The 14,020-nt window shown below is 63.3% G+C and carries 14 protein-coding genes; 9 read left to right on the forward strand and 5 right to left on the reverse strand.

Features of this window, described 5'->3' with window-relative positions; translation table 11 throughout:
- Nucleotides 1-129: 129 nt before the first annotated feature.
- The 3 genes from PP4_RS25955 to rpmE form a co-directional block, all read right to left on the reverse strand.
- Nucleotides 130-1,398 (reverse strand): malic enzyme-like NAD(P)-binding protein, encoded by a 1,269-nt coding sequence (locus PP4_RS25955; RefSeq protein WP_016502048.1) that lies wholly within the window; start codon nt 1,396-1,398, stop codon nt 130-132.
- Between the two features lie 178 nt (nt 1,399-1,576).
- A complete protein-coding gene (locus PP4_RS25960; protein ID WP_016502049.1) occupies nt 1,577-2,398 on the reverse strand; it encodes a thermonuclease family protein in 822 nt (273 codons plus the stop codon).
- Between the two features lie 2 nt (nt 2,399-2,400).
- Nucleotides 2,401-2,616 (reverse strand): 50S ribosomal protein L31, encoded by a 216-nt coding sequence (rpmE, locus tag PP4_RS25965; protein ID WP_016489630.1) that lies wholly within the window; start codon nt 2,614-2,616, stop codon nt 2,401-2,403.
- Between the two features lie 167 nt (nt 2,617-2,783).
- Here rpmE and PP4_RS25970 point away from each other — a divergent pair, with 167 nt between their 5' ends.
- The 3 genes from PP4_RS25970 (at nt 2,784) to PP4_RS25980 (ending at nt 7,560) form a co-directional block, all read left to right on the forward strand.
- On the forward strand, nt 2,784-5,003 hold the full coding sequence (locus tag PP4_RS25970; RefSeq protein ID WP_041167932.1) for a primosomal protein N': 2,220 nt from the start codon (nt 2,784-2,786) through the stop codon (nt 5,001-5,003).
- Between the two features lie 120 nt (nt 5,004-5,123).
- Nucleotides 5,124-6,860: an arginine--tRNA ligase gene (gene argS / locus PP4_RS25975; protein ID WP_016502051.1), complete on the forward strand. Its 1,737-nt coding sequence runs from the start codon at nt 5,124-5,126 to the stop codon at nt 6,858-6,860.
- Between the two features lies 1 nt (nt 6,861).
- Nucleotides 6,862-7,560 (forward strand): SPOR domain-containing protein, encoded by a 699-nt coding sequence (locus tag PP4_RS25980; RefSeq protein ID WP_016502052.1) that lies wholly within the window; start codon nt 6,862-6,864, stop codon nt 7,558-7,560.
- A gap of 67 nt (nt 7,561-7,627) precedes the next feature.
- Here PP4_RS25980 and PP4_RS25985 read toward each other — a convergent pair whose 3' ends face one another.
- The gene (locus PP4_RS25985) at nt 7,628-8,044 is read right to left on the reverse strand and encodes an NINE protein (RefSeq protein ID WP_016502053.1); all 417 of its coding nucleotides are present in this window, start codon (nt 8,042-8,044) and stop codon (nt 7,628-7,630) included.
- 166 nt (nt 8,045-8,210) lie between these two features.
- On the opposite strand from PP4_RS25985, the gene PP4_RS25990 reads away from it, so the two are divergent.
- Nucleotides 8,211-8,837, forward strand: coding sequence for a C40 family peptidase (locus tag PP4_RS25990; RefSeq protein ID WP_016502054.1), 627 nt, complete (start codon nt 8,211-8,213; stop codon nt 8,835-8,837).
- A 111-nt stretch (nt 8,838-8,948) separates the two neighbouring features.
- Here the strand turns inward: PP4_RS25990 and PP4_RS25995 are convergent, their stop codons facing one another.
- Nucleotides 8,949-9,947 carry a type IV pilus twitching motility protein PilT gene (locus PP4_RS25995; protein ID WP_016502055.1) on the reverse strand — a complete coding sequence of 333 codons (999 nt, stop codon included), beginning with the start codon at nt 9,945-9,947 and terminating at the stop codon, nt 8,949-8,951.
- Nucleotides 9,948-10,012: 65 nt separating this feature from the next.
- Here PP4_RS25995 and PP4_RS26000 point away from each other — a divergent pair, with 65 nt between their 5' ends.
- The 5 genes from PP4_RS26000 to metW all read left to right on the forward strand — a co-directional run bounded on the left by PP4_RS26000 (nt 10,013) and on the right by metW (nt 14,013).
- The gene (locus PP4_RS26000; protein WP_016502056.1) at nt 10,013-10,699 is read left to right on the forward strand and encodes a YggS family pyridoxal phosphate-dependent enzyme; all 687 of its coding nucleotides are present in this window, start codon (nt 10,013-10,015) and stop codon (nt 10,697-10,699) included.
- Nucleotides 10,700-10,737: 38 nt separating this feature from the next.
- The gene (proC, locus tag PP4_RS26005) at nt 10,738-11,556 is read left to right on the forward strand and encodes a pyrroline-5-carboxylate reductase (RefSeq protein ID WP_016502057.1); all 819 of its coding nucleotides are present in this window, start codon (nt 10,738-10,740) and stop codon (nt 11,554-11,556) included.
- A 10-nt stretch (nt 11,557-11,566) separates the two neighbouring features.
- Complete coding sequence (locus PP4_RS26010) at nt 11,567-12,157, forward strand: YggT family protein (RefSeq protein WP_016502058.1); 591 nt, start codon at nt 11,567-11,569, stop codon at nt 12,155-12,157.
- An 88-nt stretch (nt 12,158-12,245) separates the two neighbouring features.
- Nucleotides 12,246-13,385: a homoserine O-succinyltransferase MetX gene (metX, locus tag PP4_RS26015; RefSeq protein WP_016502059.1), complete on the forward strand. Its 1,140-nt coding sequence runs from the start codon at nt 12,246-12,248 to the stop codon at nt 13,383-13,385.
- Between the two features lie 7 nt (nt 13,386-13,392).
- The gene (gene metW, locus PP4_RS26020; RefSeq protein WP_016502060.1) at nt 13,393-14,013 is read left to right on the forward strand and encodes a methionine biosynthesis protein MetW; all 621 of its coding nucleotides are present in this window, start codon (nt 13,393-13,395) and stop codon (nt 14,011-14,013) included.
- Nucleotides 14,014-14,020: the final 7 nt, after the last annotated feature.

Raw genomic sequence — 14,020 nt, forward strand, 5'->3', positions numbered from 1 at the left:
CGGCGCTCGATCTCATAGGCGCCACAAGTGCCCTGACGAACACATTTCAGCCCTGACACATTCCCAAGCCCCAACAAAAAGCCCCGGTTCAAAAGAACCGGGGCTTTTTCATTACAGCTACAGCGGCAATCAGCCGTTGAACACTTCATCCACGCTGGTCAGCGGGTAGTGCTTCGGATACGGCAGGGTAGCCACGCCGGATTCGATAGCGGCCTTGGCCACAGCGTCGGAAACGACAGTGATCAGGCGTGCGTCCAGCGGCTTCGGAATGATGTACTCACGACCGAACTCCAGGCCTTCGACACCGTAGGCTTCGCACACTTCTTTCGGCACTGGCAGCTTGGCCAGGTCCTTCAGGGCGATGGCGGCGGCGATCTTCATTTCTTCGTTGATGCGCTTGGCACGAACGTCCAAGGCACCACGGAAGATGAACGGGAAGCCCAGAACGTTGTTGACCTGGTTCGGGTAGTCGGAACGACCGGTGGCCATGATCACATCGTTGCGAGTGGCGTGCGCCAGCTCAGGCGAGATTTCCGGATCCGGGTTCGAGCAGGCGAACACGATCGGGTTGGCAGCCATCGACTTCAGGCCTTCAGGGCTCAGCAGGTTCGGGCCGGACAGGCCTACGAACACGTCAGCACCGTCGAGCGCGTCAGCCAGGGTGCGCTTGTCGGTAGCGTGGGCGAACTGGGCCTTGTACTGGTTCAGGTCGTCACGGCCAGCGTGGATGACACCGCTGCGGTCGATCATGTAGATGTTTTCGACCTTGCCACCCATGCTCACCAGCAGCTTCATGCAGGAGATGGCAGCAGCCCCGGCACCCAGGCAGACGATCTTGGCGTCTTCGAGCTTCTTGCCGGCGATTTCCAGGGCATTGATCATGCCGGCTGCGGTAACGATGGCGGTACCGTGCTGGTCATCGTGGAACACCGGGATGTCGCACTGTTCGATCAGGGTGCGCTCGATTTCGAAGCACTCAGGTGCCTTGATGTCTTCGAGGTTGATGCCACCGAAGGTGATCGAGATACGGCGAACGGTGTCGATGAACGCTTGCGGGCTTTCCGATTCGACTTCGATGTCGAACACGTCAATACCAGCGAAACGCTTGAACAGAACGCCCTTGCCTTCCATGACCGGCTTGGAAGCCAGTGGGCCGAGGTCACCCAGACCGAGGATGGCGGTGCCATCGGAAATCACCGCAACCAGGTTGCCTTTGCCGGTGTATTTGTAAGCCAGCTCTGGATCACGGCCAATTTCACGCACGGGCTCAGCAACACCTGGGCTGTAGGCCAGGGCGAGGTCACGGGCGGTGGCAGTGGGCTTGGAGAGTTCGACGCTCAGTTTCCCCGGACGAGGTTGAGCGTGGTATTCGAGAGCGGCGGTTTTCAGGTCTGACATGGTGGGCATTCCGCTATTTACTGTTCTGACGGACCGCCGAGGATACGCAAAGAGCCGGGGAGTCACAAGACTGGTCGGTCACTTGTGTCAAGGCCTTTAGCCTACGACTTTACGCTATAACCCACGGGGGCATACGGCTAACAGTGTGTACAATCCAATAGCGAAATGTCTACATCTTTTAGCCTGAAAAACGCTCCAACATGCTCGGATCGGTCAATTGCAACACCCAGCGTCGCTGCCCAGGCTTCAGGCCGCCCTTGCGGGAACGGTCCAGCACCCAGCCTCGCGCTTCGACCTGGCGTCCCTTGAGGTTATCGAAGAAGCTGGCGGGGAAGTTGCGTTGCAGACGAGCGGGAACCTGCAGCACCACAGTGTCGTCCAGGGTGAGCCAGACCCCACCACGATTGCGCTCGATACCCTTGATGCGGCCACCGACCACAGCGAAGCCCGACTGCCTGACATTGCCTGCAGGCACCACGGGCGAGCGTCGCCACACACCGACACCGCCCTTGCGCGCCGCTTGCTCGGCAACCTGCAGGCAGCCGCTGAGGCTTACATTGGGGGCAACTGCCACGCGGTAGCCCAAACCCTCGCTGAGCAACCGTGCTTCCATATTGTCGCCATTCAGGCCGTAGATATGCGCCAGTGTGCGGCCATACTTGTCTTTTCCCTCAACGCCCGGCACCAGCCCGACGCGGCCGTCACTGGCATTGACCAATGCTTGAAGGCGTCGCCTGGCGGCCTCGGCATAGGGCTCGCTGCTGCGCCCTTTGCGGCCGACTTCCGGGGTATTGATGCCGATCAGGCGCACGCTGCGGCCATCGACCAGGCGCAAGGTATCGCCATCCACCACCTGGCGTACCTGCACTTGCTGTGGCTGCTCCGGCAGCGGGCAGAACGCCAGGGCTGGGAAATGCCAGATGACGCCCATAAAAAAAGCGCCCACAAGGGGCGCTTTTTTTTGCAGCAATGCGAAACCCGAGGGGTTCGCCATGCGCATGATTACTTCTTGGCACCGAACATGCCGAAGCGATCGGCGAACTTCTGTACGCGACCACCGGTGTCCAGGACTTTCTGCTTACCGGTGTAGAACGGGTGGCACAGGTTGCAAACGTCGATCGACAGGGTGTTGCCCAGGGTCGAACGGCTTTCGAACTTGTTGCCGCAGCTGCAGGTGACTGCAACTACTTCATAGTTCGGGTGGATACCTTCTTTCATGGTCGCTTCCTCGAGCTGCGTGCCGCCATCCAACACCAATTGTTGAATACCGCACGTAATTAGGCGGCAAATAATACCAGAGCGCTGCGCTAGTGCAAGTTGTCGCTTGCACCGACCGTCGTCTGCTAGGCTCGCCAGTCTTTGATACGCCCTCCGAGACCTTCCGCGTGCCCGACGTCATCCTGCGCCTTGCCCTGCCCTCCCCGCTGCGTCGCCTGTTCGACTACAAGGCACCCGCGAGCATGGCGCGCCAGGCCTTGACCCCAGGCATGCGCATTCGCGTGCCATTCGGCCGCCGCGAGATGATAGGCGTGCTGGTGGAGGTGTGCGCGCAGAGCGAGGTGCCCGCCGACAAGCTCAAGCCGGCCAGCGCCCTGCTCGATCCGGTATCGCCGATCCCGCCATCGCTATTCAAACTGTGCCTGTGGACCGCCCAGTACTACCAGCACAGCCTGGGCGATACCCTGAGCTGGGCCCTGCCGACGCTATTGCGCCAGGGCGAACCTGCCGAGATGCGCCAGGAGCGCTTCTGGCATATTGCCCCCGGTGCCCGCCTGGAAGACCCCCGGATCGCCCGCGCGCCGCGCCAGCGCGACGCCCTCAAGACCCTGGCCCAGCATCCGCACGGCGTGGCCCACAGCCTGCTGGCCAAGCTCAACCTGAACAAGGACAGCCTCGACCTGCTGCTGGCCAAGGAGCTGGTGCAGATTGAAGTCCGCCGGCACTCGCCGGCGCTACGCCACGAACACTGGCTGGCGCAGCCGGAACTGCCGCTCAACGATGAGCAGCGCGACGCCTTTGACGCTGTGCGCGAAGGCTTTGGGGGCTTTGGCGCATTCCTGCTGGCCGGCGTCACCGGCAGCGGCAAGACCGAGGTCTACCTGCAGCTGATTCGTGAAACCCTGGAAGCCGGGAAGCAGGCGCTGGTGCTGATCCCGGAGATCAACCTCGGCCCACAGACCCTGGCGCGCTTCGAGCAACGCTTCAACGCCCGCATCGCGCTGCTGCATTCGGCGGTGAACGACCGCGAGCGCCTGGACGCCTGGCTGGCTGCCCGGGACGGCGAGGCCGATATCATCATCGGCACCCGCTCGGCATTGTTCACGCCGATGAAAAACCCCGGCCTGATCATCATCGACGAGGAGCACGACGGCTCCTATAAACAGCAGGAGGGGCTGCGCTATCACGCCCGCGACCTGGCACTGGTGCGCGCCCACCAGGAGAACATCCCGATCCTGCTAGGTTCTGCCACGCCGTCGCTGGAAACCCTGCACAACGCCCTGACCGGTCGCTACCGCCTGCTGCGCATGAACCAGCGCGCCGGTGGCGCCCGCCCGCCGCGCATGCTGCGCCTGGACGTAAAGAGCCTGCCACTGGACAGCGGTATCAGCGGCCCGCTGCAGCAAGCCATCCGCCAGACCCTTGAGGCTGGCCAGCAAGTGCTGGTATTCCTGAACCGCCGCGGCTTCGCCCCGACCTTGCTGTGCCACGATTGTGGCTGGCTGTCCGAGTGCCCGCGCTGTGATGCACGCATGACCGTGCACCAGCGTTCTGGCGTGCTGCGCTGCCACCACTGTGGCTACGACGAACGCCTGCCGCACCAGTGCCCGCAGTGCAACCACGTGGATCTGCGCCCGGTCGGCGCGGGCACCGAGCGCGCCGAAGAACGCCTGAAGGTGCTGTTCCCGGACTACCCGATCCTGCGGGTGGACCGCGACAGCACGGCGCGCAAGGACGCCATGCACAACCTGTTCACTACCATACAGCGCGGCCAGCCGAGCATCCTGGTCGGTACGCAGATGCTTGCCAAGGGCCACCACTTCCCCCGGGTGACCCTGGTGGCCATCCTCGACGCCGATGGTGGGCTGTTCTCGGGTGATTTTCGCGCCAGTGAGCGCATGGCGCAGCTGATCGTGCAGGTGGCCGGGCGCGCCGGGCGGGCCGAAGAGCCAGGCAAGGTCATCATCCAGACCCACCTGGCCGACCACCCGCTGTTGGTGCAGCTTACCGAGCAGGGCTACTTCGCCTTTGCCGAACAGGCCCTGGACGAACGCCGCGCCGCCGGGCTGCCGCCCTACTCCCACCTGGCCCTGCTGCGCGCCGAAGCGCACAAGCCGGGGCAGGCCGAAGGTTTCCTTGACGAAGCCTGCGCCGCCGCCGAACGCCTGGTGGCCGAGCAGCGCCTGCCGGGCATCGAACTGCTGGGCCCGGTGCCGGCGCCCATGGAGCGCCGCGCCGGGCGCTTCCGTGCGCAACTGTTGATACAGGCCAATACCCGGGCGCCTTTGCATCGACTGATCAGTGCCTGGTTGCTAGTGTTGGAGCAGATGCCCAGCGGGCGGCAGGTACGCTGGTCGCTGGACGTCGACCCGGTCGACCTGTACTGACGTCTGGCGCTGCTTTGCAGCCCCAAAGGTTGGCAACCCGCTCCCGGCAACGGATAATGCCCAGTTTTTCCACCTGCGCATCCAGGCGCTCACCGCGCTTGCGGTCGAAAAGAGATCCCCATGAAAGACACCATTCGCCAGCTGGTCCAGCAAGCCCTCACCCAACTCGTCACCGACGGTGTGCTGCCTGAAGGGCTGTCGCCGGCGATCCAGGTGGAAAACGCCCGGGACAAGACCCACGGCGACTTCGCCAGCAACATCGCCATGATGCTGGCCAAGCAGGCAGGCATGAAGCCACGCGACCTGGCCGAAAAACTGATCAACGCCCTGCCGGCCAGCGCCGACATCAGCAAAGTGGAAATCGCCGGCCCCGGCTTCCTCAACTTCTTCCAGAACACCGACGCCCTGGCCAACCGCCTGGACGCCGCCCTGGCCGATGACCACCTCGGCGTGCGCAAGGCCGGCCCGAGCGAAAAGGTCGTCATCGACATGTCGGCGCCAAACCTGGCCAAAGAGATGCACGTCGGCCACCTGCGCTCGACCATCATCGGTGACAGCGTCGCACGCGTGCTGGAATTTTTGGGGGACAACGTCATTCGCCAGAACCACGTCGGCGACTGGGGCACCCAGTTCGGCATGCTGATGGCCTACCTGCAGGAAAACCCGATCACCAGCGACGAGCTGTCGGACCTGGAGAACTTCTACCGGGCGGCGAAGAAGCGCTTCGACGAATCGGAAGAGTTCGCCACGCGCGCCCGTGGCCTGGTGGTCAAGCTGCAAGCCGGCGACCCTGAGTGCCTGGCCCTGTGGACCCGCTTCAAGGACATCTCGCTGTCGCACTGCCAGAAGACTTACGAGCTGCTCAACGTCAAATTGACCATGGCCGACGTGATGGGCGAAAGCGCCTACAACGACGACCTGGCCAACGTGGTGGCCGACCTCAAGGCCAAGGGCCTGCTGGTCGAAGACCAAGGCGCCCAGTGCGTGTTCCTGGAAGAATTCAAGAACAGCGAAGGCGAACCCCTGCCGGTGATCGTGCAAAAAGCCGACGGCGGCTACCTGTACGCCACCACCGACCTGGCCGCAGTGCGCTATCGCAGCAACGTGCTCAACGCTGACCGCGCCCTGTACTTCGTCGACCAGCGCCAGGCCCTGCACTTCAACCAGGTATTCGAAGTGGCACGCCGTGCAGGCTTTGTCGGCCACCCGATGCAGATGGAGCACATGGGCTTCGGCACCATGAACGGCGCCGACGGCCGCCCGTTCAAGACCCGTGACGGCGGCACCGTCAAGCTGATCGACCTGCTCACCGAGGCCAAGGAGCGCGCCTACGCGTTGGTCAAGGAAAAGAACCCGAGCCTGGCTGACGAAGATCTGCGCCACATCGGCGAAGTGGTTGGCATTGGCGCAGTAAAATACGCCGACCTGTCCAAGCACCGCACCAGCGACTACAGCTTCAACTTCGAGCTGATGCTCAACTTCGAAGGCAACACCGCCCCGTACCTGCTGTACGCCTACACCCGCGTAGCCGGCGTATTCCGCAAGCTGGGCAAGGGCTTTGACGAAGTCGAAGGCAAGATCGTGCTGCAGGCCGCCCACGAGCAGGACCTGGCTGCGCGCCTGGCGCAGTTTGGCGAAACCCTCAATAGCGTCGCCGAAAAAGGCACACCGCACGTGCTGTGCAGCTACCTGTACGACCTGGCCGGGCTGTTCTCCAGCTTCTACGAGAACTGCCCGATCCTCGCCGCCGAAACCCCGGAGCAACAGCAAAGCCGCCTGCGCCTGGCCGCCCTGACCGGCCGCACCCTCAAACAAGGTCTGGAACTGCTCGGCCTGGAAACCCTGGAGCGCATGTAAGTTGGCTGCCAAGAAAAAACCCGCCCCAAAACGCGGCGCCAGCCGCCAGACGGCACCGGCCAAACAGCCGATCCCTGGTTGGGTATGGATGGCCGTCGGCCTCACCGTCGGCGCGTTCATCGTGTTCCTGATGAAGCTCGAGCCGGGGGGCGATGACATCAAGCGTGCCAAGCCCGAGCAGCAGAAGACGGAAAAGGTGACCGAAGCCAGCAAGCCTGCGCAGGCCACCCCGCAGCAGCCGGTGAAGCCGAAGTACGACTTCTACACCCTGCTGCCGGAGTCTGAGGTGATCGTGCCGCCAGAAGCGGTACCGGAGAAGACGCCACCGGTACCGGCCCAGCCCGTGACCCCGGTGACGCCGGCAGAAGCGGCAAAAATCGACACCGCGCGGGCCCAGGCGGCATTGCTGGGCCAGACCCCGCCACCGCCACCACCGGTGATCAAGCCGGCTGCGACCACCCAGTACTTCCTGCAGGCTGGCTCGTTCCGCAAGCAGGCCGATGCCGACAAGGTCCGTGCGCAGATCATCCTCCTGGGCCAGTCGGTGAAGGTGGAGTCGGGTACGGTCAAGGACGAGACGTGGTACCGCGTACTGGTCGGGCCCTTCAGCAACCGTGAACAGCTGACCGGTGCGCAGAAGCAACTGGCCGGGGCCGGGTTCAGCAACCTGCTGCTGCAACAACGGCAGACCCGGCAGTAACCCAGCCACAAAAAAAGGCCTTGCCGCTTCGGTGCGACAAGGCCTTTTTCATTACCCGCGAAGCATTTCAACGCAAGGCGTTGCGCTCGGACACCTGGCTGTTCAACGTCCAGAAGTCATACAGCACCCCCACCAGGAACAAGCCGCCGGTAAAGAAGTAAATGATCGCGGTGATCCACTTGCCCTGATACAGCCGATGCAGGCCAAACACCCCAAGGAAGGTCAGCAGGATCCAGGCGATGTTGTAGTCGATACGCCCGGACTGGAACCGCAGGTCTGCTTCACGGTCCATGGCCGGGATCAGGAACAGGTCGATCAACCAGCCAATGCCCAGCAGGCCCAAGGTGAAGAACCAAATGGTGCCGGTGATGGGCTTGCCGTAGTAAAAGCGATGCGACCCGGTGAAGCCGAAAATCCACAGCAGGTAACCGATGACCTTGCTGTGAGTGTCGTGATAGGGCGCCCCCTGTTGATAAGTATTCATTCATAGCCCTCGTGGGTTATCCGAAAATTTTCTAAAAAAAAATGTGACTTTCTTGTCGCAGGCCGACGTACGGCACCTGGGCAATCGACCAACGGATCAAAGATTGATCAAAAAGCTGTTATAAAGTTGCGCGCCCAACACATAACTATTCATAAGAGCTTCATCTATGCCGCCTTTGATCAAGACATGGCTGACCCTCTGCCTATTATTGCCCCTGGCCGCCCACGCCACCAATCGTGAGCAACGTCTTCCCAATGGTTTCACCGGCTACACCACCAATGCCTCGGTGAAACACGCGCCGGTCAAGCAGACCGCTCTACGCGCACGCCCAGCCAATGCCGCCAGCAACCGCGGCTTGCCAGTGGCTGCCATGTCGCCGAAGCAGAGCAGCGATGTGCTCAGCCGTGCCGTGAATGTGCTCGGTACCCCTTATGTTTGGGGTGGCAGCAGCCCGAAAAAAGGGTTCGACTGCAGCGGGCTGGTGAAATACGCCTTCAACGATGTCGCAGACGTCGACCTGCCGCGCACCTCCAATGCCATGGCCCAGGGCCATGGCGTCAAGGTGGCCAAGGGTGACCTCAAGCCTGGCGACCTGATTTTCTTCAACATCAAGAGCCGCCGGGTGAACCATGTTGCCATCTACCTGGGCAACGACCGCTTCATCCACGCACCACGGCGTGGCAAGCGGGTAAGCATCGACAACCTGAGCAAGCCCTACTGGCAGAAGCACTACGTAGTAGCCAAGCGGGTGCTGCCTAAGGAACAGCAGCAGCTGAACCTGGCCAAGCGCTAACAGGTCCGGCCTCTTCGCGGGCACGCCCGCTCCCACAGGTACAGCACAGCCTTCGAACCCTGTGCCGTACCTGTGGGAGCGGGCGTGCCCGCGAAGAGGCCTGAGCAGGCACTATAACCCTCTGATCAGTCCGCTCTCCTTGAGCTCCCGCATCGCCCCCTCCATCGTCCGCATCCCCTGCGCCGCCCCGCCCTGCATCACCGAACACAACTGCGCCATTCGCCCCTCCCGCACCAGGTTGCGCACCGCCGGCGTCGCCACCAGCACTTCCCGCGCCGCCACCCGCCCACCGCCCACACGCCTGACCAGTACCTGAGCCACCACAAGGCGCAACGACTCGGCCAACATGGTTCGCACCAAGGGCTTTTCCTCGGCAGCAAACACCTCCACCAACCGGTCAACGCTGCTGGCCGCCGACCGCGTATGCACGGTCGCCAGCACCAGGTGCCCGGTCTCGGCTGCGCGCAAGGCCAGGCGAACGCTTTCCAGGTCACGTAGCTCACCGATCATGATCACATCCGGGTCCTGGCGCAGCGCACTGCGCAGCCCTTGGGCGAAGCCGCCGCTATGGCGGCCAATCTCACGCTGGTTGATCAGGCTGCGCTGGCTGCTGTGGATAACTTCGACCGGGTCTTCGAGGGTGATGATGTGCAGCGCCCGTTCGCGGTTCAGCTGGTCGATCAACGTCGCCAGGGTGCTGGACTTGCCACTGCCGGTAGGCCCACCGACCAGAATCAGGCCATCAGTGCATTGCGCAACAGCTTGATACACATCCCCCAGGTCGAGCTCATCCAGCGTGGCGATCCGCCCCGGGATCAGCCGAAAGGTAGCCCCAGCGCCGTTCAGTTGGCGAAACAGGTTCAGCCGAAAGCGGCCAAGCCCGGGCAACTCCAGCGCCAGGTCCAGCTCATCGCCCTGGGCCCATTGCCGCCGTTGGTGTTCAGCCAGCAAGGGCGCCATGCCTTCGGCCAGGTCTGCCGGCACCAGAGCCGGCAAATTCATGCGTTGCAAGTCACCCTCAATGCGCAGCATCGGGATCTGGCCCGCCGCCAGGTGCAGGTCCGAAGCCCCCGCATCCACGGCCCGGGCCAACAGGTCGGTCACATCCATGAGACTCCCCAAAGGCCTTCAAGTAGGTAGAATGCCGCAGACCCTCTAGCCGCCGGCATCCGTCCATGTCCACCCTAGCAGACAACCTTTCCGCTATTTCCGCCCGCATCGCCAGCGCTGCCCGGGCTGCCGGGCGCGATCCGGCCAGCGTCCAGTTGCTGGCCGTGAGCAAGACCAAGCCCGCCAGCGCCATTCGCGAAATCCACGCCGCTGGCGTGCGCGATATCGGGGAAAACTACCTACAGGAAGCGCTGACAAAGCAGCAGGCGCTAAGCGACCTGCCCTTGATCTGGCACTTCATCGGCCCCATTCAGTCGAACAAGACCAAAGCCATCGCCGAGCATTTCGACTGGGTGCATTCCGTGGACCGCCTGAAAATTGCCCAACGCCTGTCCGAGCAGCGCCCTGCCGGCCTGGCGCCACTGAACCTCTGCCTGCAAGTGAACGTGAGCGGCGAAGACAGCAAGTCTGGCTGCACCCCCGCAGACCTTCCGGCCCTGGCCAAGGCCGTGGCCGGGCTGCCCAACCTGCGCTTGCGCGGGTTGATGGCAATCCCCGAGCCCACCGACGACCGCGCCGCCCAGGAAGCTTCCTTCGCCCGCTTGCGCCAGTTGCAGGAAAGCCTGGGCCTTGGCCTGGACACCCTGTCCATGGGCATGAGCCACGACCTGGAAGCGGCTATTGCACAGGGTGCGACCTGGGTACGCATCGGCACCGCCCTGTTCGGTGCCCGCGACTACGGCCAAAACTGACTCCATGCTTTACTCACTCTTCCCCACAAGGACCTGACATGAGCAAGACACGTATTGCCTTTATCGGCGCCGGCAACATGGCCGCCAGCCTGATCGGTGGTTTGCGTGCCCAGGGCCTGGACGCCTCGCAGATCCGCGCCAGCGACCCGGGCGCCGAGACCCGCACCCGCATCCAGGCCGAGCACGGCATCGAAACGTTCGAGAACAACGCCCAGGCCATCGACGGCGCCGACGTCATCGTCCTGGCGGTCAAGCCGCAGGTCATGAAAGCCGTGTGCCAGGCCCTGCAACCCAACCTGCAGGATGGCCAACTGATCGTTTCCATTGCCGCCGGCATCACCTGTGCCAGCCTGCAAAGCTGGGTGGGCGCTCGCCCGGTGGTGCGCTGCATGCCCAATACCCCTGCGCTGCTGCGCCAGGGCGTAAGCGGCCTGTACGCAACCGCTGAAGTGTCCGACACGCAGCGCCAGCAGGCCGAACAACTGCTGTCGGCCGTGGGCACAGCCCTGTGGCTGGATCAGGAACAACAACTGGACGCCGTGACCGCAGTGTCCGGCAGCGGCCCTGCGTACTTCTTCCTGCTGATCGAGGCCATGACCGCAGCAGGCGAAAAGCTCGGCCTGCCACGCGAAACCGCTTCCCAGCTGACCTTGCAGACCGCCCTTGGCGCTGCCCGCATGGCGGTTGCCAGCGATGTCGATGCCGCCGAGCTGCGCCGCCGCGTCACCTCGCCCGCCGGCACCACCGAAGCTGCGATCAAGTCGTTCCAGGCCAGCGGCTTCGAAGCCATCGTCGAGCAGGCGCTGCAGGCTGCGGCTACGCGCTCCGCCGAACTGGCCGAACAACTGGGCAAATAAGGAGCTTTAGATGAATGCACTGTCCGGCGCCGCGATATTCGTGGTGCAAACCCTGGTCAGCCTCTACCTGGTGATCGTCCTGCTGCGTTTTGTCCTGCAACTGGTCAAAGCCAACTTCTATAACCCGCTGTGCCAGTTCGCAGTGCGCGCCACGCAGCCGCTGCTCAAGCCAATCCGCCGGATCATCCCCAGCATCGGTGGGCTGGACACCTCGTCGCTGCTGCTGGCGGTCATCATCCAGGCCCTGCTGATGGGCTTCGTGCTGATGGTCACCTACGGCACCTTCGGTGACGTCCTGCACCTGCTGATGTGGGCGATCATCGGTATCACCTCGCTGTTCCTGAAGATTTTCTGGGTGGCGATGATTGTCATGGTGATCGTCTCCTGGGTTGCCCCCAACAGCCACAACCCGGCCGCCGAGCTGGCCTACCAGATCAGCGAGCCGGTACTGGCACCGTTCCGCCGCCTCGTGCCCAACCTGGGCGGCATGGACATCTCGCCGATCTTCGCCTTCCTGGCGATCCAGGTGATCCAGTCGTTCGTCATGCCCCCGCTGGCCGCCTACGCAGGCATGCCACAAGAACTGTGGCGCATGATCTGACCCTGGTTGCTTCCAGCGGCAAGCCTTTGCTTGCCGCTGGGGGTAGCGCTCTTTAGACTTACGCCTCCGTCAAGCGTGAGCAGGGTCGATGTCCACTGTCTTTCCCGAAGATTCCGTCGGTCTGGTAGTACCGCAAACCGCCCGGTTCGATGAACCGCTGGCACTGGCTTGTGGCCGCTCCCTGGCCAGTTACGAGCTGGTCTACGAGACCTATGGCACCCTGAACGCCAGCGCGAGCAACGCCGTGCTGATCTGCCATGCCCTCTCCGGCCACCACCATGCCGCCGGCTACCATGCCGCCACCGACCGCAAACCGGGATGGTGGGACAGCTGCATCGGCCCTGGCAAACCGATCGACACCAACCGCTTCTTCGTGGTCAGCCTGAACAACCTCGGCGGCTGCAACGGTAGCACCGGCCCCAGCAGCGTCAACCCGGCCACGGGCAAGCCTTACGGCGCCGACTTTCCGGTACTGACCGTAGAGGACTGGGTGCACAGCCAGGTGCGCCTGGGCGAGCGCCTGGGCATCCAGCAATGGGCCGCTGTCGTCGGCGGTAGCCTGGGCGGCATGCAGGCACTGCAATGGACCATCAGCTACCCGGAGCGTGTGCGCCATTGCGTCGACATCGCCTCGGCACCCAAGCTGTCGGCACAGAACATTGCCTTCAACGAAGTCGCTCGCCAGGCCATCCTCACCGACCCCGAATTCCATGGGGGTTCGTTCCAGGACCAGGGCGTCATCCCCAAGCGCGGCCTGATGCTGGCGCGCATGGTCGGCCATATCACCTACCTGTCCGACGACTCGATGGGTGAGAAATTTGGCCGTGAGCTGAAAAGCGACAAGCTCAACTACGACTTCCACAGCGTCGAGTTCCAGGTCGAAAGCTACCTGCGCTACCAGGGCGAGGAGTTTTCTGGCCGTTTCGACGCCAACACCTACTTGCTGATGACCAAGGCGCTGGACTACTTCGACCCGGCCGCAGCCCAAGGCGGCGACCTGGCCGCCACCCTGGCCCACGTGAAGGCGCAATACTGCATCATGTCGTTCACCACCGACTGGCGCTTCTCGCCGGCCCGTTCGCGCGAGATCGTCGACGCGCTGATGGCTGCGCGCAAGAACGTCTGCTACCTGGAGATCGAATCGCCTTACGGGCACGATGCCTTCCTGATCCCCACACCTCGCTACATGCAGGGTTTCTCGAACTACATGAACCGCATTGCCATCTGAGGACAGCATGAGAGCCGATCTGGAAATCATCCACGACTGGATCCCCGCCGGCAGCCGGGTACTCGACCTGGGCTGCGGCAGCGGCGAACTGCTGGCCTCGCTGCGTGACCGCAAGCAGGTCACCGGCTATGGCCTGGAGATCGACGCCGACAACATCGCCGCCTGCGTGGCCAAGGGCGTCAACGTCATCGAGCAGGACCTGGACAAGGGCCTGGGCAATTTCGCCAGCAACAGTTTCGACGTAGTGATCATGACCCAGGCCCTGCAGGCCGTGGAGTACCCCGACCGCATCCTCGACGAGATGCTGCGCGTGGGCCGCCAGTGCATCATCACCTTCCCCAACTTCGGCCACTGGCGCTGCCGCTGGTACCTGGCGACCAAAGGCCGCATGCCGGTATCGGACTTCATGCCGTATACCTGGTACAACACGCCGAACATCCACTTCTGCACCTTCGCCGACTTCGAGGAGCTGGTGCACGAACGCAGGGCCAAGGTGCTTGACCGCCTGGCCGTCGACCACTTGCACCGCAACGGGTGGGGTGGCCGGCTTTGGCCTAATCTTCTAGGTGAGATCGGCATCTACCGCGTCAGCAGCCCGGGCCTGCCAGAGCACCAGCTCGCTGTCTGACGCCCAC

This window comes from Pseudomonas putida NBRC 14164 (assembly GCF_000412675.1).
Taxonomy (GTDB): domain Bacteria; phylum Pseudomonadota; class Gammaproteobacteria; order Pseudomonadales; family Pseudomonadaceae; genus Aquipseudomonas; species Aquipseudomonas putida.